Origin of the sequence: Ralstonia insidiosa, assembly GCF_008801405.1 — a bacterium.
Lineage (GTDB): Bacteria > Pseudomonadota > Gammaproteobacteria > Burkholderiales > Burkholderiaceae > Ralstonia > Ralstonia insidiosa.
In genome coordinates this window covers 1,585,159-1,606,612 of the sequence record NZ_VZPV01000001.1, presented here as the reverse complement: position 1 = coordinate 1,606,612, position 21,454 = coordinate 1,585,159, and the positions used below count along the sequence as shown (strand labels likewise).

The 21,454-nt window shown below is 57.6% G+C and carries 18 protein-coding genes and 1 tRNA gene; 14 read left to right on the top strand and 5 right to left on the bottom strand.

The window, feature by feature from the left end; translation table 11 throughout:
- Positions 1-131: 131 nt before the first annotated feature.
- The 11 genes from pepN to F7R11_RS07650 all read left to right on the top strand — a co-directional run bounded on the left by pepN (position 132) and on the right by F7R11_RS07650 (position 12,824).
- Positions 132-2,834: an aminopeptidase N gene (gene pepN / locus F7R11_RS07700; protein WP_064802414.1), complete on the top strand. Its 2,703-nt coding sequence runs from the start codon at positions 132-134 to the stop codon at positions 2,832-2,834.
- Positions 2,835-2,875: 41 nt separating this feature from the next.
- The gene (locus tag F7R11_RS07695; RefSeq protein ID WP_064802412.1) at positions 2,876-3,892 is read left to right on the top strand and encodes a class 1 fructose-bisphosphatase; all 1,017 of its coding nucleotides are present in this window, start codon (positions 2,876-2,878) and stop codon (positions 3,890-3,892) included.
- A 76-nt stretch (positions 3,893-3,968) separates the two neighbouring features.
- Positions 3,969-4,044 (top strand) — tRNA-Thr (locus F7R11_RS07690).
- 430 nt (positions 4,045-4,474) lie between these two features.
- The gene (locus tag F7R11_RS07685) at positions 4,475-4,822 is read left to right on the top strand and encodes a helix-turn-helix transcriptional regulator (RefSeq protein ID WP_151180517.1); all 348 of its coding nucleotides are present in this window, start codon (positions 4,475-4,477) and stop codon (positions 4,820-4,822) included.
- The gene (locus F7R11_RS07680) at positions 4,819-5,739 is read left to right on the top strand and encodes a replication protein RepA (RefSeq protein WP_231973169.1); all 921 of its coding nucleotides are present in this window, start codon (positions 4,819-4,821) and stop codon (positions 5,737-5,739) included. The genes F7R11_RS07685 and F7R11_RS07680 overlap by 4 nt, the downstream gene beginning before the upstream one ends.
- Positions 5,740-7,248: 1,509 nt before the next feature.
- On the top strand, positions 7,249-7,917 hold the full coding sequence (locus tag F7R11_RS07675) for a site-specific integrase (RefSeq protein ID WP_231973167.1): 669 nt from the start codon (positions 7,249-7,251) through the stop codon (positions 7,915-7,917).
- 388 nt (positions 7,918-8,305) lie between these two features.
- On the top strand, positions 8,306-9,490 hold the full coding sequence (gene selD, locus F7R11_RS07670) for a selenide, water dikinase SelD (RefSeq protein ID WP_082932795.1): 1,185 nt from the start codon (positions 8,306-8,308) through the stop codon (positions 9,488-9,490).
- Positions 9,487-10,428 carry an HTH domain-containing protein gene (locus F7R11_RS07665; RefSeq protein WP_064802405.1) on the top strand — a complete coding sequence of 314 codons (942 nt, stop codon included), beginning with the start codon at positions 9,487-9,489 and terminating at the stop codon, positions 10,426-10,428. Before selD ends, F7R11_RS07665 begins: the two co-directional genes overlap by 4 nt.
- Positions 10,429-10,432: 4 nt before the next feature.
- Positions 10,433-11,263: a hypothetical protein gene (locus F7R11_RS07660; protein ID WP_064802403.1), complete on the top strand. Its 831-nt coding sequence runs from the start codon at positions 10,433-10,435 to the stop codon at positions 11,261-11,263.
- Positions 11,264-11,265: 2 nt separating this feature from the next.
- Entirely contained in the window at positions 11,266-11,826 is a 561-nt protein-coding gene (locus tag F7R11_RS07655; RefSeq protein ID WP_064802401.1) for a nucleotidyl transferase family protein, read from the top strand.
- A 44-nt stretch (positions 11,827-11,870) separates the two neighbouring features.
- Positions 11,871-12,824, top strand: coding sequence for a DNA adenine methylase (locus F7R11_RS07650; RefSeq protein ID WP_197495025.1), 954 nt, complete (start codon positions 11,871-11,873; stop codon positions 12,822-12,824).
- Positions 12,825-13,267: 443 nt separating this feature from the next.
- Here F7R11_RS07650 and F7R11_RS07645 read toward each other — a convergent pair whose 3' ends face one another.
- Positions 13,268-14,314: a hypothetical protein gene (locus tag F7R11_RS07645; RefSeq protein ID WP_231973165.1), complete on the bottom strand. Its 1,047-nt coding sequence runs from the start codon at positions 14,312-14,314 to the stop codon at positions 13,268-13,270.
- A gap of 287 nt (positions 14,315-14,601) precedes the next feature.
- On the opposite strand from F7R11_RS07645, the gene F7R11_RS07640 reads away from it, so the two are divergent.
- Together F7R11_RS07640 and F7R11_RS07635 are read left to right on the top strand one after the other, a co-directional pair.
- The gene (locus F7R11_RS07640) at positions 14,602-14,952 is read left to right on the top strand and encodes a hypothetical protein (RefSeq protein WP_064802399.1); all 351 of its coding nucleotides are present in this window, start codon (positions 14,602-14,604) and stop codon (positions 14,950-14,952) included.
- A gap of 195 nt (positions 14,953-15,147) precedes the next feature.
- Positions 15,148-15,690 (top strand): hypothetical protein, encoded by a 543-nt coding sequence (locus F7R11_RS07635; protein WP_064802397.1) that lies wholly within the window; start codon positions 15,148-15,150, stop codon positions 15,688-15,690.
- 27 nt (positions 15,691-15,717) lie between these two features.
- Here F7R11_RS07635 and F7R11_RS07630 read toward each other — a convergent pair whose 3' ends face one another.
- The 3 genes from F7R11_RS07630 to F7R11_RS07620 all read right to left on the bottom strand — a co-directional run bounded on the left by F7R11_RS07630 (position 15,718) and on the right by F7R11_RS07620 (position 16,945).
- On the bottom strand, positions 15,718-16,209 hold the full coding sequence (locus F7R11_RS07630) for a hypothetical protein (RefSeq protein ID WP_064802395.1): 492 nt from the start codon (positions 16,207-16,209) through the stop codon (positions 15,718-15,720).
- Positions 16,210-16,421: 212 nt separating this feature from the next.
- Positions 16,422-16,724, bottom strand: coding sequence for a hypothetical protein (locus F7R11_RS07625; protein WP_064802393.1), 303 nt, complete (start codon positions 16,722-16,724; stop codon positions 16,422-16,424).
- Positions 16,721-16,945 carry a hypothetical protein gene (locus F7R11_RS07620; RefSeq protein WP_064802390.1) on the bottom strand — a complete coding sequence of 75 codons (225 nt, stop codon included), beginning with the start codon at positions 16,943-16,945 and terminating at the stop codon, positions 16,721-16,723. Before F7R11_RS07620 ends, F7R11_RS07625 begins: the two co-directional genes overlap by 4 nt.
- A 237-nt stretch (positions 16,946-17,182) precedes the next feature.
- On the opposite strand from F7R11_RS07620, the gene F7R11_RS07615 reads away from it, so the two are divergent.
- Complete coding sequence (locus tag F7R11_RS07615) at positions 17,183-17,464, top strand: hypothetical protein (protein WP_064802388.1); 282 nt, start codon at positions 17,183-17,185, stop codon at positions 17,462-17,464.
- A gap of 106 nt (positions 17,465-17,570) precedes the next feature.
- On the opposite strand, the gene F7R11_RS07610 is transcribed toward F7R11_RS07615, so the two are convergent.
- Positions 17,571-21,332 carry an NACHT domain-containing protein gene (locus tag F7R11_RS07610; protein ID WP_244199214.1) on the bottom strand — a complete coding sequence of 1,254 codons (3,762 nt, stop codon included), beginning with the start codon at positions 21,330-21,332 and terminating at the stop codon, positions 17,571-17,573.
- Positions 21,333-21,454: the final 122 nt, after the last annotated feature.

The window sequence follows — 21,454 nt, the reverse complement described above, 5'->3', positions numbered from 1 at the left end:
GGCGCGCCCGCAACGCGTTGCGCCCGGCCTTTTACTCAGAGTCACCCTGCGCGCCGAAGATTCCCCCAGGGACTTCCCCAGATGGGCCTGAGTACAATGGTCTTTTGCGTTCCGCTACGAGGATGTTACCGATGTTGCGCACCGATACCGCCGTGACGATTTACCGCAAGGATTACGCCGCCCCCGCGTTCCGCATTGATCAAGTGACGCTGGAGATCGACCTCGTGCCCGAGCGCACCCGCGTCGTCAACCGTATGCGCATGACGCGCACGGCAGCGGCCAAGCCGCTCGTGCTGGTTGGCGAAGGGCTTGAACTGGCGGGCGCAACCATTGATGGCCAGGCCCTCTCCGGCCTGCAGGCCAACGGCGACACACTGACCATCGACGCCGTGCCGGCAGATGTCGGCGCCAGCTTCACGCTGGAACTGACGACCTACTGCAACCCGGCAGCCAACTCGTCGCTGATGGGGCTGTACGTTTCCAACGGTAACTTCTTCACGCAGTGCGAGGCCGAGGGCTTCCGCAAGATCACCTACTTCCTTGATCGGCCCGACGTGATGACGGTCTACACCGTCACGCTGCGCGCCTCGAAGGCGGACTACCCCGTGCTGCTGTCCAACGGCAACCTGGTCTCTGAGCGTGACCTGCCGGACGGCCGCCACGAAGCCGTGTGGCACGACCCGTTCAAGAAGCCGTCGTACCTTTTCGCGCTGGTGGCGGGCAAACTGGAATGTATTGAGGAGCGCATCCAGTCCGCCTCGGGCAAGGAAAAACTGCTGCAGGTGTGGGTGGAATCGCAAGACATCGGCAAGACGCGCCACGCGATGGATTCGCTGATCCACTCGATCCACTGGGACGAACGCCGCTTCGGGCTGGAGCTCGATCTGGACCGCTTCATGATCGTTGCCGTGGGCGACTTCAACATGGGCGCGATGGAGAACAAGGGCCTGAACATCTTCAACACGAAGTACGTGCTGGCCAATGCGGAGACTGCTACCGATGTGGACTTCGCCAACATCGAATCGGTGGTCGGCCACGAGTACTTTCACAACTGGACGGGCAACCGCGTCACCTGCCGCGATTGGTTCCAACTGAGCCTGAAGGAAGGCCTGACGGTATTCCGCGATCAGGAGTTCTCCGCAGACATGGCAGCGCAAGCTGGCGATGAAGCGGCCGCAGCGAGCGCCCGCGCCGTCAAGCGCATTGAAGACGTCCGCCTGCTGCGTCAGGCGCAATTCCCGGAAGATGCAGGCCCGATGGCCCACCCGGTGCGCCCTGACAGCTACGAAGAGATCAACAACTTCTACACCGTCACGGTGTACGAGAAAGGCGCAGAAGTCGTGCGCATGTACCAGACCCTGCTTGGCCGCGATGGCTTCCGAAAGGGCATGGACCTGTACTTCCAGCGCCACGATGGTCAAGCGGTCACCTGCGACGATTTCCGTGCCGCCATGGCCGATGCCAACGGCCGCGATCTCACGCAATTCGGCCACTGGTACAGCCAAGCCGGTACACCAGTCGTGGCAGTCGAAGGCCATCACGACGCGGCCACGCGCACCTACACGCTTACGCTGCGCCAGCGCTGCGAGCCGGTCGGTATCGAAGTGAACAGCGGCATCCAGAAGCAGCCGTTCCACATTCCGTTTGCCGTGGGCCTGATCGACGCACAAGGCCGCGATCTACCGTTGCGCTTGCGCGGCGAAGCTGCATCGCCCTCGCCCGTCACCACGCGCGTGCTCGATTTCACCGAGGCCAAGCAGACCTTCGTCTTCGAAGACGTGGCCGAAGCGCCGCTGCCCTCGCTGCTGCGCAATTTCTCGGCGCCGGTCGTCCTCGAATACGGCTATACGACTGAGCAACTCACCTTCCAGCTCGCGCACGATTCCGACCCGTTTAACCGCTGGGAAGCCGGCCAGCGCCTGGCCACCGATACGCTGCTGCGCATGGTGGCGGACATCCAGCACGGTCGCGCGCCTGTGGTCGACCCAGCGCTTGTCGAAGCACTGCGCGCCGTGGTGGCCGACGCCTCGCTCGACCCTGCCTTCCGCGAGCAGATGCTGATTCTGCCCGCCGAGAGCTACCTGGCCGAGCGCATGGATGTGGCCGATCCGGCTGCCATTCACACCGCGCGCCGCACGCTGCTCTGTACGCTGGCTGAAAAGCTCTATGCCGAACTACTGCGCGCCTACCAAGACAACGAAACCGACGGCCCCTACTCGCCCGATGCTGTATCGGCCGGCAAGCGTGCGCTCAAGAACATCGCGTTGGGCTATCTGGCAAATACCGAAACGCCCGAGGCATTGGCGCTGGCAGAACAACAGTACGCCCACGCCACCAACATGACCGACCGCATGGGTGCCCTCACCGCCCTGGTCAATAGCTACGCCCCCGGCCGCGAAGCCGCATTGACCGACTTCTACACGCGCTTTGCCGACGACGCGCTCGTCATCGACAAGTGGTTCTCATTGCAGGCCATGCAACGGGGCGCCACGGGCAAGCCAACGTTGGAAACCGTGCGCGCACTGATGACGCATCCCGCCTTCACGCTGCGCAACCCGAACCGCGCCCGCTCGCTCATCTTCAGCTTCTGCTCCGGCAACCCCGCGCAGTTCCACGCTGCTGATGGCTCCGGCTATGCGTATTGGGCCGAGCAGGTGCTGGCGCTCGACGCCATCAACCCGCAGGTGTCCGCCCGGCTGGCGCGTGTAATGGACCGCTGGCGCAAGTACGTGCCCGCGCTGCGCGACGCCATGCAGGACGCGCTCAAGCGCGTGGCGGCCCACCCGAGCCTGTCGCGCGACGTGCGCGAGATCGTCAGCAAGGCGCTGGCGTGAACATTGCGTCAGGTAAAATCGCGCCCGTCTCAGGAGAATCCATGAAGCGCATCAACCTCACCCGCTACCTGATCGAAGAGCAGCGCGAGCACAACACCATCCCAGCCGAGCTGCGCCTACTGCTCGAAGTCGTGGCGCGTGCCTGCAAGGCGATCTCGCACAGCGTCAACAAGGGCGCCTTGGCCGGCGTACTCGGCTCGGCCGGCACCGGCAACGTGCAAGGCGAAACCCAGCAGAAGCTGGACGTGATCGCCAACGAAGTCCTGCTCGAAGCCAACGAATACGGCGGCAACCTGGCCGCCATGGCCTCGGAAGAGATGGAATCGTTCTACGAGATTCCGCACCGCTATCCGAAGGGCGAATACCTGCTGCTGTTCGATCCGCTCGACGGCTCGTCCAACATTGACGTGAACGTGTCGATCGGCACGATCTTCTCGGTGCTGCACATGCCCAAGCCGGGCGAAACCGTCACCGAAGCCGATTTCATGCAGCCCGGCGCCAAGCAGGTCGCTGCCGGCTACGCCGTGTACGGCCCGCAGACGACACTGGTGCTGACCGTCGGCAACGGCGTGCACATGTTCACGCTCGATCGCGAAGTCGGCAGCTTCATCCTGACCAGCCGCGACGTGAAGATCCCGGAGGACACGAAGGAATTCGCCATCAACATGTCGAACATGCGCCACTGGGCCCCGCCCGTGCGCCGCTACATCGACGAATGCCTGGCCGGCACCGAAGGCCCGCGCGGCAAGGATTTCAACATGCGCTGGATCGCCTCGATGGTGGCCGACGTGCATCGTATCCTCACGCGCGGCGGCATCTTCATGTACCCGTGGGACAAGCGCGAGCCAGGCAAGGCCGGCAAGCTGCGCCTGATGTACGAAGCCAACCCGATGGCCTTCCTGGTGGAACAGGCCGGCGGCGCGGCCACCAACGGCCAGCAGCGCATTCTCGACATCCAGCCGGAAAAGCTGCACCAGCGTGTGGCCGTGGTCTTGGGTTCGAAGAACGAGGTGGATCGCGTCACGCAGTACCACCTGGAAGCCGAAAAAACGGCGTAACCACGCCGTGTAAGGGCAGTGTTTCAGCGGCTCTTGCAGAGCGACAAAAAGTTCTGTTAGAATCGCTGTTTCCGACGCCGCTGTAGCTCAGTCGGTAGAGCAGCGCATTCGTAATGCGAAGGTCACCAGTTCGATTCCGGTCAGCGGCACCAGGAATTCCTTAAAAACCAGCCATTTAGGCTGGTTTTTTCTTTGGTCTATTGAGATCAATTTTGGTCGTTTTTGGTCTCCGACTGTCCCAAATTTGTCCCATGCACCGGGACGTCGAGAGTCGCGCCAGCTTGACTGGCATGGCTAGACCATACAGAATCCAAACATCCAGTACCCATGAGCCTTTACCCAAATCGGGAGATTTGGGGTTCGTTCGGACAAGCACCGTCCGCTCGAATTAACGACATGCAAGCCGACTAGTACGAACGGAGTCGGTGCGAAGCGAAACAGAGCCCGCATGCATGGCGAGGGACCCACAGAGGGCCATCCGGCCCGCCACGGACACAACGCTACTCCGGCGTCTAGGTCTTCGGCTGGTGCGCACGTTCGGTAGCTTGCACGTTTTGACGTGCGGGCCGCCGGAGTCCGCCCATGTCTTCCCTGTATCAAGTCGAACTGCTGACGCTTAGTCAGCTGTGTCCGTTACTCCACCGAAAAGCCTCTACTGTCTACTCGGATATTGCCGCAGGGCGCTTTGATCGTTTGCCGCCGATCCTCCGGCTGCCAGGTCAACGTAGGCTGCTGTGGCGCAAAGAGGACGTAGTGAAATGGATCGAACGCCACGTTCAGCCTGCCGTCACCACCAATGAAGCTCGACGGCCCAGCCCGAAGCCAACTCAGGGCGCAGCACTCGCAACTCCTCAAGCCAAAAAAGGGGGACGGCCAACCAAGCGACAACAGCTCGAGCGCCGCCTGATAGCAGCAGGAGGGGGTAAGTGAGCTCTCTTACCCCGGCACCTGTCAACTTGACTGGCCCTGAGCAACACTTCCGTCCGCGCCCTTCGGAGGAACGGCTCGTCAAGGCTGCCGCCGAAATCGACGCCCACCCACCAGCGGGCGACGATATCGCTTTCACGCATTCAATCCTCTGCCAGGTGGGCTTGCCTCGGAAGCAAGTCAGCAAGGAGGAGTTCGTCCGCGAATTCAAAGACGCTTGGATTAGTGTCAGTGCTGGTTACCTTGATGAGGGAAATGGCCCCGTCAAACAGCCCGTACCGTTTGGAGCTGTACCTCGCCTGGCAATCGCATATCTGAACACCTACGCCCTCAGGCACAAAACGAGGGAAATTCCCGTAGGAAGCAACTCTACTGACCTACTTCGCCTCATTGGACAACACAATGACGGCGGAAATCGGTACCTAGCCCTCCGACGCGGCATCCATGCGTTAGCGGCGTGCAGATTGCAGATTGGCTACCGCGGTCGAACGTTCAATGGTCAGCCAATCGAGCAGTTTGATGCTTGGTCCAGCAGTCCCGAGGCCCCCAGGCATCGCTGGCCAGGCGTGCTCGTCCTTTCCAAGAGCTACTTCGAATCCTTGGAGAACTCGGGAGTGCCACTCGATCGCCGGGCGTTACGTGCGATCGGGGGCGCTGCGCTGGACCTCGACGTCTATGCCTGGCTCACACACCGACTCTGGCGCATCAACCAACCAGAGACGATTTCCTGGCGGGCACTGCAGGGGCAGTTCGGGCAGGAGTACGCGGATACCAGCAACTTCCGGAAGGAAATGAAGCGAGCCCTAAACACCGTTCTGGCGGTGTACCCGAAGGCACGCAAAGCCATCGAACAAGTCAATGGAGGGCTGAGACTTAAACACGCCCCTCCTCCCGTTTCACCGAGGGACAAGTGCCCATGACACCAACTCGACGGCTGCGTTTCGTGAACACACTGATGCAAAGATCCTCTGTGGAAAAGCCTGTGGGCTGTACGAGTTATCCACGGCAAATCACCACCGGCGGTCACGGCAAATCACCACTTTCGCGAACGGCAAATTACCACCGGCAATGGCGGCAAATCACCACTGCCCTATACCAGTACGTTACGTCTTTCCAGTACCTCAAACTGGTAGCAAGCCCCGCAAAGCTGTGGACAAGGGGTGCCCAAATGAGCCGGCGGCCTCGTCTGGACGTCATTCGAGTCGATCAGCACAGGCAACTCCACCACTGTGTCGAGCTACCCCTAACTCAAACAGTAGGAGGAAAAAAATGATGACGCGAACCCTGAAGAATCAGCTACTGGTCCTAATGCTCATCGTCGGGCGAAGTGCCCTAGCTGCACCGGCACTCTGCTCTCCTGGATATCAAGACTCGACTTGCGTATCTCCGATTCAACACTGGGCGATTTCTCCGCCTGTTTGCCCAGCTGGCTACACGCAGGCGAACCCGCCCGTCTGGATGGGTGTAGTTTGGAGCGCGCCCGGATGCCAACCGCCACCGCCTGCCGCAGTGTTGCCCACAGCGCCCTCTTTGGTTTCGGTTGGCTATGGCTGCCCTGGGTGGACCATCTACGCCTACTCAGATGGCTCAGTGCAGCGGGTGTGGGACCCGGACAACCCCGACAACGTGCTGGTTCAAGGCGGGGCCTGCAGTGATCGCGGCTGACCGCATGCACAGCCGAATCGCCCCTCCGCTCCGCGTCGGGTCGCCGCTCTCCCCGGCTACACCGGGTCCCCGTGCGGCTCGATTCGGGCGCGACGGCGCGCGCGGATGCCGATTCGTTGAACTGCCGCTGGTTGCTTGCAGGAAGAAGGGTTGGGGGTGGCTTTCTCTCTCAGCTGGGGCAAGCCGCCTCGCGGCGCGTCAGGCCATAGGCGACGGCCGCGGGGAGCCGGTGGGCGGATGCGGGACGCCGGCCGAAGAGCCGGCGCTGTCCACGCCCCTGCGGGGTGGGCAGCGCAGCCGTCCACGGGCGGGCGCGGGAACAACGACGTGGCGAGCGAACCGATGGGTTGTAGACAGCTTCCCGGCGCTATCGCGAACCCCGTTCGCACTGACACCAACCATACGTACACACCATCGATCAGCGGCCGAGCAGCCCGATTTCCATCACATCGAAATCGTGTCGGTCCCTTGTCCAAAAGGCATGCGAAAAGCATGTCGGACAAGGGGGGGCTCGAGCTGTTTCAGACACAACAGCGACATGCACAGACATGTCCAGTTGTGGCTGAAGCAGTTCGAGCCCCACACCCCTCAGGGGTCGGGCTGCACAGCAGACCGGGGGTGGTTTGTGCCGATTTCGAACCACTCAGAAATCCGACCGGCAGGCCGCCAAAAAAGCGCCTGACACTCAACCCAACAGAAGACCGCCAATGGGGAAAGCCAAAAAATCCGTACTCAAGTTGCTGCCGCCTGATTGGAGGGAAGTCATGTTCGATCATGCTTCCCAACCCTGCTGGCTCCAATCGCGGCCGAAACTGCTTCCGGCGCTGTCCGTACTCTGGCTTACGGGCTGTCGCCCAGCTGAACTCGAGTCGGGCGTGCAAATCGCATACCTTAGAGATGGACTCGCGATCGAAGTAACGGGCGCGAAGTGTAGCGACGACAAGCAAACAGAACGCGGACAGCCAGTCAGACGTTACCTATTTAAGACACCTGCCACGGAGAAGCCGCACCCGGCGCTCGCGGTCCTACTATCGATGGCGGCGCAAGATGTGGCGGCGAATGGAATCGGCCACGCTACGGTCCGTCACAATGCTGACTACCTTTATAACTCAATCGTGACCTTGGGCAAGGCCACGTTCCCGAAGCTTCGGACCCGGGTCAGCCCATATTGCTTCCGTCACCAGGCCGCCTCTGATCTGAAGGCCGATCCGACCGTCTCCCTGGAAGATGCTGCCCAGTTCATGGGGCACCTCTCGGACTACAGCATCGGGAAATACGGCCGTGCCGTCCATGGCAAAAGAGGAGGCGCGCGAGTCAAACCTGCCATGGTAAAAACGTCGCGGCCCGTTAAGCATTCACCCAAGGTCGACAAACTTGCTCGCTTCAAGATTGCCAGCGCAAACAGCCAGAGGAAGTTGAGGCAGAACGTGTAGTGGACGCCCCACGGTAGCTAACGATGCGTCGATTCTGCGTTGATTTCGGTGTATGACGCAGAGGCAAGACTTCGGCCACCTAACGGTGCGTCAAAATTGCGTCGTTTTGTGCCATCAACCCAATCGCACCTCGTCTACATGCGTCGATTTCGACGCACTACGGGTAACACCGATTGCTCTATCCCACAGCTCCCGCTAGCGATCGCGCCACCGCAGCGCACTTCAATATTGATTTGCACGGCATGACAGAACAGTCCGCCGCTCAGCTTGGAGGGATCGCCCCCCCCCAAAGGTAGGGCACATCGACAACCCCGACCAAAACGAAGGAGGTTTTGTTGAATCTTGGGAGACTCCATCAACAGGAATATCTCCGCCTTGTCCTACAATCATGAGCCGTCTCAGCGCACGCGTGCAACTGCCGCAGCCGGGGCGTTTCAATGTTCGGCCGCTTAGAGAACCTAACCTCAAGAGCGGTGCACAGACCAAACTACGTTCGCGAGGGCTGGGGACCGCGCCCGACATAACAAGAATGAGATTCATTGATTTGGCTACCGATGGGGGATGCTCGAAGAAAGCGCCGGCCATCGACCTTGAGAACCTGCTCGACGATCTCGTTGGTCGTGCTCCGACAGCGTTTATGCCGGATCTCAACGTCGCGTTTCCAGATAGCGGTCGATACTCAGTTGGAGACACCGAACTTTTGGCGACTGTCGACGTGCTATTCCCGATGGTCCCTGACCCTCAGGATTTCGGACGTGTAGTTGTAAACCATGTGTTGGGAGATATTTACGCCAGCTTTGGCACACCCAAGTTCGCCTTGGCTCACCTTGGCGTCCCATATGGAATGGATGCGTCGAGCGACGTAGTGACTCGCATGATGGCTGGGGCGCTAGCTGAATTGTCGGACGCCGGTGTCACACTGGTAGGTGGCCACACTCTGGCCAAACAAACCGACCTTTCTCTCGGCTTTTCTGTTGTTGGCACCCCTGTACCAAAAAATCAGACGCGAGCTCGCGCACCTCGCCCGGGGGATCCGATGTTCCTCACAAAACCCCTGGGTAGCAGCGTAGCAAGTATCTTGTGGAAGACAAGCGCGGCAAAGGACGATGAGCTTCGTGACGTCCTTACCGAAGGGGTACTAAAAAGAAGTGCCGCTCACGCCGACGTATTGCATCAGATCGGAATAGAGCAGTGCACGGACGTAACGGGATTCGGGCTGGTTAACCATGCTCATCGCCTTCTGCTACGACAAGGCGTGGCGGCTCAGATCGCGGTTGCTGACTTGCCGATCTACTCTTCCTTGGGGCCATATCTCGACCGCGGCGAACTTCCCACGACCAGCCTCTACTTTGACAACCTCAGTTTCGCGGAGAAGTTCAGCAACGCCGCTGCGTTACGATCACACCCCCGGGCGCCGCTGCTTTTTGATGCACAAGTGGCCGGAGGGCTTGTATTCGTGCTTCCTGTTGAGAATCGTTCGACAACCCTCCAGCTCTTCGAACAGATGGGATTGACGGCTCAAATGATCGGGCACTGCATCGAAGGGCCTGCTGGAAAGATACTGCTGGCATGAAAAACGATAAAACTCACTCAACAACCGCACGGGACAGTGATCAGTTTGAACTGACTGGCGAGCCGTCCATGACGTTCTTGGATGTTGCCGAATACTATCTGAAGACCGAAAACAAGCCACTTTCAGCTCGGGAAATCGTGGCACTTGCGCTCCGTGACAAGAAACTGATATCCGCAGGAAAAACACCTTGGCAGACAATGAAGTCAAAGCTGTCGACGGACATATTGTCACATGGTGAAAAATCGCGCTTCAAGCGTGTTTTCCAAGGATCCTTTGCGCTTCGCGACTTCGAAGCGGAAGAATATGTGGCAACGCGATTTGTCAAGAGTAAGCTTGATGAAAATATTGCAGTGATTCCCCGGGCAGAACTTTCCAGACTGATACCCGGAATTGGTTTTCATCGGAGACCAATAGATCGAACTGAGTTAACCCGCCTTGCCGTTCCAATGTTACGGCGAGATGCCGAAGAGACCTTTGACGTTGTTCAACTAGTCTCGGTATTCATCGTAATGCATAAGAAGAAATATCTCACGCACATGCGGAGCGGTCGTCTTCCGGAAAGCCGGCTGCGAGGTGAGTATTCGATGATGCTCGGCGGGCATTTATCGGTTGACGATTTTGCTCAACTCACACTGGACCTGTTCTCAAATGATGACGACCTTGCCGACTGCACTTATATTCTTCGAGAACTCAGCGAGGAATTAATCGTAGAAAGTGACCCGGTCGTAATTTCAAAAGGTTATATTTACGACGAATCACGGATCGTCAGCACCCAACACCTGGGACTGGTATACGAAGTAACCATCGATAAACCAACGTTCAGTATTGGGGAGCGAGGCTTTCTATTGCACCCAAAATTTGAAACTATTGACGAAATTCGAAACCGTCGCGACGATTTTGAGAACTGGTCGTGGATCCTGATGGATACCTATAAATAAAAAAATGCCCCACTATCTCGTAAAACTTTTATTGCGATTCGCGCTATTCGCGACATCTAGGCATCGTCTTCTTGGAGTCCGAGACTGGGTTGCCAGTATAGCTTTCATTGTACTTATCACAGTCAGCGCTGCTGTTTCAATATTCTTTCTCGTTTTAGAACACACGACCGAAGCCGGAAAAATCAATCTTGAGTCGTCGCTCAAGCTGATTATTCCTGCGATCATTTTTTTGTCCATTTTTGCCGCCTCTCCGATTGCATTTATTCTAAAACTTAGGAGAAATGGGATCACAGATGCAGATTACAGTGTCGTCTCCGGAATCAATTATAAAGATGCACTATCGAGCGCACACACCGGGTTCGATTTTATGGGAGTCGGGGCGTCAAAGCTAAAAGCGCAGGAACAAGAATTAAGGGACGCCGTGCGACACGCTGAACGTCAAAGTGCAAAAATCCGGATGATCCTTATAAACCCCGAAGCCCACCAGATATTCGACAGACTTGAAAAAATGGACAGCACTTCTGGATATTCTGCGACAGTAAAAGGGGCGATGATGTTTTTTGAAGAACTACAGAAGAGCCATCCGAATTGCTTCGAGATTCGTCTTTACAAACCAAACACAATCGACGAAGTTAAACCTCTCCGCTTATTTTTCTCCGACGATGATTGCTTGGTAAGCCCATTCGCTCCAAGCACAGGCGAGAGAGACCAAGGCCGCGGACTACCGCAGCTGCGAATTACGAAGAAAGGTTTTCCAAAAAAATCCGACGTGACGCTATACAGATCCCTAAAGAGTCACTTCGAATCAACCTGGATCGACACGGAGAAGAATTGAAAATGAAGTCCAATCTTATATTACATGGGTGCGTTCACGGACGGTTTCAGCCTCCGCACCTTGAACACCTCGAATATATTCAAGCTGCTTTAACACAGGTTGACCATCTGTACATCGGAATTGCCCAACCGGACGCACCGCACTTGGACGAGTGCGCTGACGACCCACATCGGTCGCTTGCGCCGGACAACCCTCTAACCTACGTTGAACGCTGTGAAGCAATTGAAAAAATGCTTACCAGCGTTGGCGTACACCGCGAAAAATACTCTTTCACGAAATTTCCGATTGATCGGCCTGCCGAGCTCCCCAACTACGTTCCCACCTCAGTCGTTTGTTTCACAACAATTCGCGACGAGTGGAATCATCGAAAAATCGAAAAACTCAAGGCGCAGGGGTACACGGTACAGGTTTTATGGGACAAGAGCGATGAACAAGGTATTTCAGGAACCGAAATACGAAAACAGATTCGCGCGTCGGACGACAGCTGGCAGGAGAAAGTACACCCGGCAGTTGTTGGCTACTTAAACTCGGCATATCTTATTGACCGCATTAAGCTCGGCTAGCTGAGACACCTGAATTTAAAGCTTACAGAGCAGGAGTTCAACACTTGCCGAACGATTTTACCGACAAGGGATTTATTCTACCTTGCACAAACGAAGATATCCAAAACACGCCGGATAAACGCGGAATGCGGGAAAATAGTGCGAAGAAACAAGGACGGCGGCACAACAATAGCAGCGCACTCAGCCATATCGACAGCACAAGCGCATGCAAGCCATTTCTTAAATGGCCCGGCGGAAAGAGATGGCTAGTTGAGAATTACAAACATCTACTGCCAACAGCCATCAAGGGAAGATACATTGAGCCATTCTTGGGAGGGGGCGCCGTATTCTTTGCGCTTCAACCTAAAGAAGCACTCTTATCGGATCTTTGTGACGACCTGATCGCCGTCTATCGAGGCATACGAAATCAACCGTCTCAGGTCGCACGCTTTCTGGAGAGCCATGCCGTCAGCCATAACACGGAGTATTACTACCGGATCAGGGACGAGGAACCGCGCCTAATTGCCGAGCGCGCAGCCCGTATTCTCTATCTCAACAGAGCATGCTTTAACGGAATATACAGAGTCAATCGACAGGGTAAATTCAACGTCCCAATAGGAACCAGGCAAAACATCTTAAGAAACGATGACTTCAACAAGCTGTCCCGGGTTCTTGGACAATCCACAATCAAATTATCCGACTTTGAACCAATAATAGAAGACGCAAGAAAAGGGGATTTTGTTTTTGTTGACCCGCCATATACCGTAAAGCACAATTCAAATGGATTTATAAAATACAATGAAATTCTCTTTTCTTGGGATGATCAGAGAAGGCTCCACGACTGCTTGGTCAAAGCGCGCTCACGCGGAGTTAGCATCCTGATGACCAACGCGAATCATTACTCTGTCCGCGAGCTTTACAAAAAGGGGTTCACGCAGACTGTTGTCTCGCGCTTCAGCTCTATCGCGGCGTCTTCTGGTGATCGGGACAGATACGAAGAACTGGTAATTCAGTGCTAGGGAGCGCGGTTTTGTCAGATGTCAGCCACACAAGTGCTACCATCATCACGCCTCGTTCACGCGCGCTGCGCATCGAATATCCCTGCGCCCGCGCTTGCTTTACTCAAGCATATCAGTGCCCCAGCTGGCGGCGCTGGGATCCGACGCAGCAGACAGTCGTCGCCTGCGTGCGGGGACATTGGCGCGACCAAGGCCGGTGAAAAGGGCTTGCAAGCGCTCACCATCATCGCAGACCATCCGCTGGCACACTCTCCAGCGCCGGCCATGATGGCTCCCATCGGGATACAGCCGCAATACATCGCGCCTAGCTGAATTCCTACCCGCGTGATTTCGAGACATCAGAGGCTAACTTGACCGGCGCCGAGCCCGCGCCCGGTTGCACCAGGATGTTTCCGGCGATACCTGCGGGGGCAATACGCAATGCCGAGCGAGCGCATCGAGGATTACTGTCGCGGCCTTTCCAGAACAACACGTCGCGGTGCACGGAAGCGCTGCAGGCTCACAGCCGTCGCTAATCCGCACGCCACGCCCGTCAGCCCCCAACCAACCGCCCGCGCCCCATCGAAAGGAATCACACTCAGAACCAGTCCGAGGACGGCGCAAGCCACAACGGTGGCAAAGTACGGCCGCCACGCAAGGCGCAGCGGTTCTAGGTCAAGGATCGTTCTCTCGACAAAAGCGGCCTCTTCCCGTTGCTGCTGTCGCACGTCCTCCAAGTCCAGGGTCCGATCCAGTTCCGCAGTTGTCGTTGGCTCTCGATGTAGTCTGCGCGCGTAGATGGCTTCGCGAACGCATTGTTCGTCGGGGAGGCCCGGCACCGTCTTCCATCTCACCGTCTTCACCCCGTAGGTCGTCAGCAGTTGCTGGCTTAGCCTCGGCCGCCGCAGCACCTGCAGATATCGTTTGTCCAAGAGTGCCAGCCATTCATCGCGTTCGTCAGTTGGGGCGATGAGAACGATCCGCTCCGGCGTTGGGTAGTTAGCATCTCGGACCCACGCGGCGATAGCGGGCTGCTCATGCGCTCGCATGAACGCGACGCGATGCTTGCCTTCGTGGGCGTAGTAGAGGCCCAGCGCGGGATATCGGATGTAGCAGGCATTGTCCCGGGAACCGAAGTGGGTGGAATAAAGAGCGATCTTTTCGGCCACCTTGTCGTCGTCGATATGCTCCGGTCGACCCTTGATGCTGGCACCCAACACATACCGCGGATTCACGTAGGCCCGATAGTAGTCCCGCGGCTCGCTCGGCTCCCAATCCATGAACGGCAGGATCAGCCGCAGAAAGCTGTCGCCGAAATAGGCGCACGTATTGTGCGAGTCCATCCAGTCGTCCATGAACGGCTGGCCCATCCACTGCCGCGCATACCTGTCCAGGCTGATTTTCAACGCGCAGAGGGCATCGACCGACCGTTCCATTTCCGCGGACACTTCTGATTGACGTAAATCCCTCGGCTCGCGTTCGTCCACAATCACGTTTTTCTCTCTATTCATTGCCCACGCGTGGACGATCTACTTTTTTGAGCGAATGTCTTCACAACCGGCGGCGCTCTCTCGATGCTTTGCTCGTCATCTTTGGCTGCTGTGACGATAATGTAGTTGATGGATGTCACGGGGCTGCACTGCGGGGCTCCGGCAGCTCAGAGGTTATTTGGTCGCGCTTAACCGGGAGCTGAGGTTATTTGGTCGCGCAATCCTAGAGCTTCCGGAGAGCCCGGGCACGGAGTATTCTCCTTTCAGCAACAGCAAGTTCACTAGCTCCACGCAAAAATAGGACACCTATGGACGGCTACGTGGCATTCGGCAGGGCCCTCGCTGCCGAGCGAAATGCGCGCGAGTGGCAGAACTATGCTCGCAACTTGGAAACCCAAATCAGGCAGCTCAAAGCCAAGCTTTCATCAACAGCGCAAGATCACCAACTGTCACGCGAAGTCTCGCGCCGGACAGCGGAGTTGTATCGAGAAGAGCAAGCGCTCGCGGCTGCGCTTGACGCTCTGCAGAATAAGCTTGCTATCGAACTGGCGAAATTCAGCCCTAACAATCCGCTAGTCCCCCGTCACTTCCGCGCCATGATTGTAGAGAAGGCGACCAAGGCCGGGCTCGCGCCGCAACAGGTAAAGCTGAAACCTTGAACCATCGCGACACCGAACAGCGCTTCTGGACCACCAATCACCTCTAACCGCAGCTTTCACATTCAGGTTCGAGAGTTGGGGTTATCTGGTCGCGGTTGGATGAATTGGTCGCACGTGGACACTCCGAAATCCACTCTTCCGGAGTTGGCACCGGGCGCGTATGCTGGTTTCATGCCTCTACAACGAGATCAAACCATGCCTGCCGACAAGCTGGGCCGTTACATCACCAGCGACTTGTTCTTCAAGCGCGCTAACGAAGCCATTGCGAAGGCCGCGCGTGGCCTTGAGGCGCGGGGTATTCAGCCTTGCTATCTGGACCGGAAAACTGGCCTGATTGTTGGTCGCGATCGAACCTATCGCATCCAACTGCGAGACCCGGCCGTGCAGGCAGTCGTGCTGGAACTATTTGCGGACGGCAAGCACGGCGAGCTGATGGACAGACTTGTGGCGTTCGCCGCGACCGACCTCGGAGCGCACCAGGTCAACTACGCGACGCGTGCTGTTACCGGACTCCTACTGCTGGCAAAGACAGCCATGCCGCGCGAAGCCGCACATTTTTTTCAAACGGTGCGTGAGCAGATGGCGGGAGCGCGGCCATACCCGGAGCTGGTCGAACTGGCCGAGCTGCTGATTGAAGCAAATGCGCGCAGCGATGACGTGCCCCGAGATCCGACCATCATCGATGATGCGCTGTTCTCACAGCGCATCGAGGCCATCACGCAGGCCCTCCGCCAATGACGAAGGCAGTATGACCGGCACCCCCTTCTACAGCGCCAGTGCTACGACGCCAATTGCGCCCACGACAAAGCCGGCTAAGGCGTACCACCAACGACTTTCCTTGATCGATTTGATACGCTCTTCCGCCGCCTGAGCCGCTTCGCGCTTGACCCGCGCCCGCTCATCGGCACCGGCCAACCACGTTCGCCACACACGATATCGGTCATTGATGACTTCTGCGCAGCGATCTGCCGTCAGATCGCTCGCCGCCAGCTCGTGGGCTACGTTCCAGGCCCACGCGAAGGCTTGTGGCGCGTTTGCGCCCTCATCCTGAAGGTCGTACAGCTTGGCTCGCTGCCAGAACGGTATCGATCCTGTGCCGGCGCGCAAATACAGAACCAGCACCATCGCAAAGAACGCAGCGTTATGACCGTGGCCCGACAGGAGACGATGAGCCGCCTCATGCAGATAAATCGAGGTAATCAGCTCTGGTTGCGGCTCCCACTCGGCGCGCTCGACACAGCGCGCATCGATGACCACCTCGCCTGATTCAGTGCAATCCGATGGAACGCAAAACCCCAGCCAGGGAGCCCCCCCTGCCCCCGACTGCTGACGCATTAGCAATATGGGAATCTCCCGCATGTTTAAGCGCGCCAGCAACTCGCTAGACACCGCCTTTGCAAGCGCCGGAGGCGTGGCAACGTCTACTAGACGAAGTGCTCGAACCGAGGCCATGAATCCCCTTTTCCCACTTACCGTCGGTTGATCAGGAAGAAGAGTTTTCTCGTCATGGGAGTAGCGATGCAGTACCCGTTGACCACCGTGTAATAGGTGGTCATCTCGTTATAAAAAGCTTCGATCCTGGCGTTGTATTCCGCGACAAAAGACGCAGCCTCTGGATCGACCGCGATCAACTTCGCGGGTAGTGGATCGTCCGGCGAAAACGGCCCGGGCTGCACGCCACCCTCGGGGTTGGAGATCGACGGGTCCGCCTGAGCCACTGTCAGGCCAGATACCGCCAGGAGGACGGCCGCAAGGGCAGCTTTCGCGCTCATACCGCCACCTCCGCCCCCATGCACGCTTTGAGCATCATCCGGGCATCGCGCACGCCAAAGAGCCAGCCCTGAACCCTAGCTGTTGGGGCTTCTTGGATCAGTCGATCAAGATCAGAAAGCGGGATTAGAAACGGGTCGCGAAGCTCCAAAATCTGCGATAGCTCGCAGTCCCGCGGCAGCGTGGAGATCGGGTGAGGTACTTGTAGAATATTCGCAGCCATGTCGTTCCTCCATGAAGGATGGCGCGGTTAGGTACGGCGACCGGTGCCAGCCGGTTGTCGTGCCGTCTTTAATTGATCGTCTAATTAAAGATATTCAATTATCACCTTCGATAATTATTCGACAAGGGCTGACTTGCGCTATAGTTCAAACTCAAAGTAATATTTTTTGGGTCGCCAAAAAAATTGCCCGTCAGGCAAGAAATTACCACCCTCGAATTGGGCGAAGGACGGAGAAGCGTGAAGGCTGAATTCACTATCTTTCAAGAGGGCGCCGGCTATTGGTACGTCCAGAAGAGTGATCAGGCTGCGGCGATTTCTGAGCCAGCTGTGTATCGTGGCAAGGTGTTCCCGACAAAGATCGCTGCGTGCCGAACAGCTCTGAGCGAAGCAGAAGCCGGCGGCGCGAAGGAACTCCACCTATACGGCTTCGGCGCTACAACGGGCATCAAGAAGGAAGCGAAAGCTAGGGGTATCAAGCCTTTCATCTACTTCCCGTCCATCGACACTAAGCTTGCGTGAAATCGGGATGAAGTGCATCCGCCGCAACCGCGTTGGCGACCGTACTAATAGCCATGTCATCAGCAAGCTCATCCGCAACAAGATTACAGGTAGAGCTAGTTGCCGCCTACAGCACGACGCAGTCTTTGGCGGACCATTGCGAAAAGGTCCGATGGATGTGCGCGTGAGTCTGGAAGACTCGCTGCCTGCCCTCGTTGGGAATTAAGCGGTGCTCCTCTGTCTTCTTTAGCCAGTCACGCTCGCCCCAGTTGCACCAGACGAGGACCTGGCGAGTCTCTTTAAGGTAGCGGCGAAGCAAGTCAGCCCGGACGTAGAGCAGCCTGTGCTTGTTGCCAGAATAGCCTTCGCCTGCTTGTCTGTAGAGCGTTGCGGGACCGCCGCTTGGATCGAAGAAATCAACTGCGCGGTCGCAGCAGGAGAGGCCAAGGCGCTGAATCAAGCTTGGTGCAGGGATATCGAAGCCTGTGAACGTGTTGTGTACGGAATGGTAGGACTCCCAGGCAAACTGGATGGACGGCAGCTCAAGCCGGACACCCGGAATACGGCGAGTGGCGGCGAAATCGAACTCAAGGACAGAAGCGTCTTCGTCGCCCGCCGCCTCGCCTGACATCGAAGCGATCTTGATGGTCAGTGACCGTTTTTCACCTGCGCTGTAGTCGCGCACGTACTCATCGAACGCCTCCGCCGTTTGGCGGCGGTAGTTGTCATTACGCTGGAGAAGATGCCGTGCAAAGCTATGGCGGTGACCAGGCTCGCCTGCGAACAGATAGTGCTCCTCCGCTCCCTCTGGGATCGTGTGGTTTCCTGGGTAGGAAATCGACAGGAACTTCGACCTCAGCGTGTCAACGTCCTTCTTGGCCACGAACATCCCACGGAGGAAGGCGAAGAGCTCACGATCATGCTCAGCGTCAGCCCCTTTGACAAATCCTTCGACGAGCACCCATTCTCCTTGATGCCCGTTGATCTCGGGGACCACCAGAATGGGGTGCCAGTTCGGCGTGTACCCGCCGGCCACCCAGTCCTCGGTCGTAGCAGCAGCAGGCCCAAAGAGATCCGGCAGGGGCGGCGTCCAATGCGGTGGAGGCTTGGGGAATGATGGATCTACGCCGCAGTCGGGGGTTCTGCTGCCTTGGCGCCAATCCGGAAGCTTGCGGTTCGCGTCGCGTTCTCCCCACATCTCGAAGTACGCGATCCAAGAGTACTTTTTCCCATAGCGATCCACCTTGTGTTCGTCACGAGCATTCCATGAGTGCCGGCCAATTTCGGCATCAACGTCCTTGAATGCTTCGTCCCGATACCCCAAGTCGAACATACGGCGCTCGATCTTTGCTCGAACTCGGACATAGTCTGGTTTGTCGTGGTCATAGTTCGCCCTGTTGGGAATCAGGCTACCGATGGTGTAGTTACCAAAGTCCATTTGGATGGGGTGCCCAATCGCGTGCTTGACCGAGTCGTCGGGCGTTCCATCGCTGGAGAATGAGGACGGGGTATTCGGGAACGGCCGGCTAAGGTAGCGGACAGAAGTCTTGGGCAGCTTTATGCACCCTGCTCGCTGGGCTACCTCAATGATGCCAAGTGCGTAGTCCCGTATGAGCGTGTGGTGCGTCGCGTGGCGTGCGCGAGGAGCAAACATCTGTCGGTAAATCTTCTGAGCAAGATCTCCAAGTAGCGGCCGGAACGAAGCCGCCTTTCTTGAATCAACCAGCGACAGAACCGTGCCGTAGGCGGCTGCGAGAACCCGTTCCGGCAGGTACGGATCATTGAAGCCCAAGCATGTCAGAACGTGCGAGAACAGCACGTCTGGATATTGCTCTCCGATCAGTACGAGTGCCTTGGTTGCAAGATCGCGATCAGTGCGAACGACAGTAGTTAGGACAAGGGAGAACAACACCACAAGCTCGGCTGCCGCGTCGCGAGTCATGGTCACGGTGTCGAGTTTCTCTGCCCATGTCAAAAGTCGATGGATGGTCGGTGACGCGTATCTTCGTCGCAGGTACTCTGACCAGTGCAGGTCGCGGTCGGCCATCGGGAAGCGCGACAGATACTTATACAGCCGCTTGGCATGATAGGGATGGTTGGGCTTCGTCGCGACTGCCGTCAACGCATCCATGACGCGCTCCCAGGCCCGGGAACCTGCGCCCAGGTACTGGTTGATGACCATCCGCGTGCCCTCGGTGAACGCGGTCGGACTTCTCCAGAAAAGGCCCTCGATGAACGGCTCGAAATACGCGTTCAGGTCCTGTGTGTCCCGCGGCAAGGCGAAGAAGAGCTCACAGTGCCTTGGCGGCATCTTCCTCCCCACGCGCTCCGGGAACTCCGTGATCAGCGCTTGCGCCCATCCAGGCTCCGCATAGTTGCCGAAGTTTTGATCAGTCAGCTGGAAGACTCTCGCGAGCGGGGAGTTGGCAGCAAAGCTGGCCTTGATGGAAGCCAGCGATGACACGTCTAGGTATGCCTTGAGTAGGTGTCGCGCTATCAAGTGGTCGCTGAATCGCTGATAAGGCAGTCGGTGTACCACTCGTGATTTATGCTGCCCGGATCTCGTTGAGTACCAGATAGCATCCTCTTCAATGAGCCCGTTCGTGCGCATCGTCTCCAGCAACGCCCGCCTTTGAGCAGGTCGTAGTGCGGGGTAGCTCGCGGCAACGATTCGGTCTGCCTCTGACGGAAGAACATAGCCGCGGAGGTTCGCTGCCATGCAGGGAGCAAAGCCGGCAATCCGCTTGTCGGTGAACTGGTCTGCGCCCTTCAGCAAGATCCAGCACCCCTTGTCCCGCAATCCGAACTCGTGTTCGATTGGCTGCCCAACGCGATTGACGAATGACTCCAACACGTAGGTCATGCCGCGCTGTCCGGAGGCAATGCCTGCGAAGCCCTTGGCCAGCTTCTTGCCCGACAGGCTCTGCAGCGATTGGCAGATGAGCTTCAGCGTGAGAGGGCGCGAGAACTCCCGGTCCAACAGCGGAACTTCCGGCAGTGGCAGGTGGTAGTACTCAAAGAAGGCCGCCTGCGCATCGAACTCTTGGTCGTCGAAGCCGTAGTGCTGGAGACGACGAAACTTCTCCAGGTCTGACTTTTCAATGGCCATGGCCTCGAACGGAGTCCGACATGTCACGATCAACCCAATGTTGGGATGCTCGGCGACGAGCGAAAGTAAGGTACTGATCGCCTGTCGCCACTCGCGCCTACGTCCCTCATTGACGCCATCGACAATAAAAAGAGTTCTCCCCCCTGCCCCTCGTCCAGTATCTTCCAGTTCGGCAAATTTGTCCTCGACCGAAGTCGCGCCTCCAAGGCGTGCGCAAATGTCTGCAAGCACGTTGCCCTCGAAGTTCTTTGCCAACACTAGGACTGTGGGAGCTTCACGGGTAAGTCGCTCACTCGTGACATCGCACAACAGATGTGTTTTACCCGTGCCCCACTCACCGCTGATCAGGAGGATCGGATCGAAGAGCAGCTTGAAGGAGGAGCTGGCCGCGTATTCCACCTCATCGCGAATGACACGTAGGCAGCTGTAAATCGCTTCCATGTTGGTGCGCGCGGTATTGCGTGCGGAAGAATAGCTCCCGTCGTCCCGGGACTGCTTGGCTTCCTCTGCCCGCCAATAGGCGATGTCCTCCATCAAGCTGGCATCGAGCTGAGACAGCCGGTCTGCCCATTCATCGCCTGCGGTGGTATCGCGAGAACGCAAGCGATTCATCATCGCTGGCAGCGAAGCGCCAGCGGCGTGAATCAGTTGCTTGATCTCTGTGGGGCGTTGGCTGTGATGCTTAGCACGGCCCCAAGCATCGGCAAGCTCGTCAAGGACCGACTGGAAGCGCGCTCGTGCAGCATCGCCACATGCAACGTTGTCGACGGCGGTGGACAAGGCCGCAATACGGAGATTGGGGGCGCTCGCATCGATGCCGGGCGTATACCTTTGCCCGGCCTGACGAATTTGGTCCCTGCAAAGGCTGCCCATTACCGCTGAAAGTGATGTCGAATCACAGG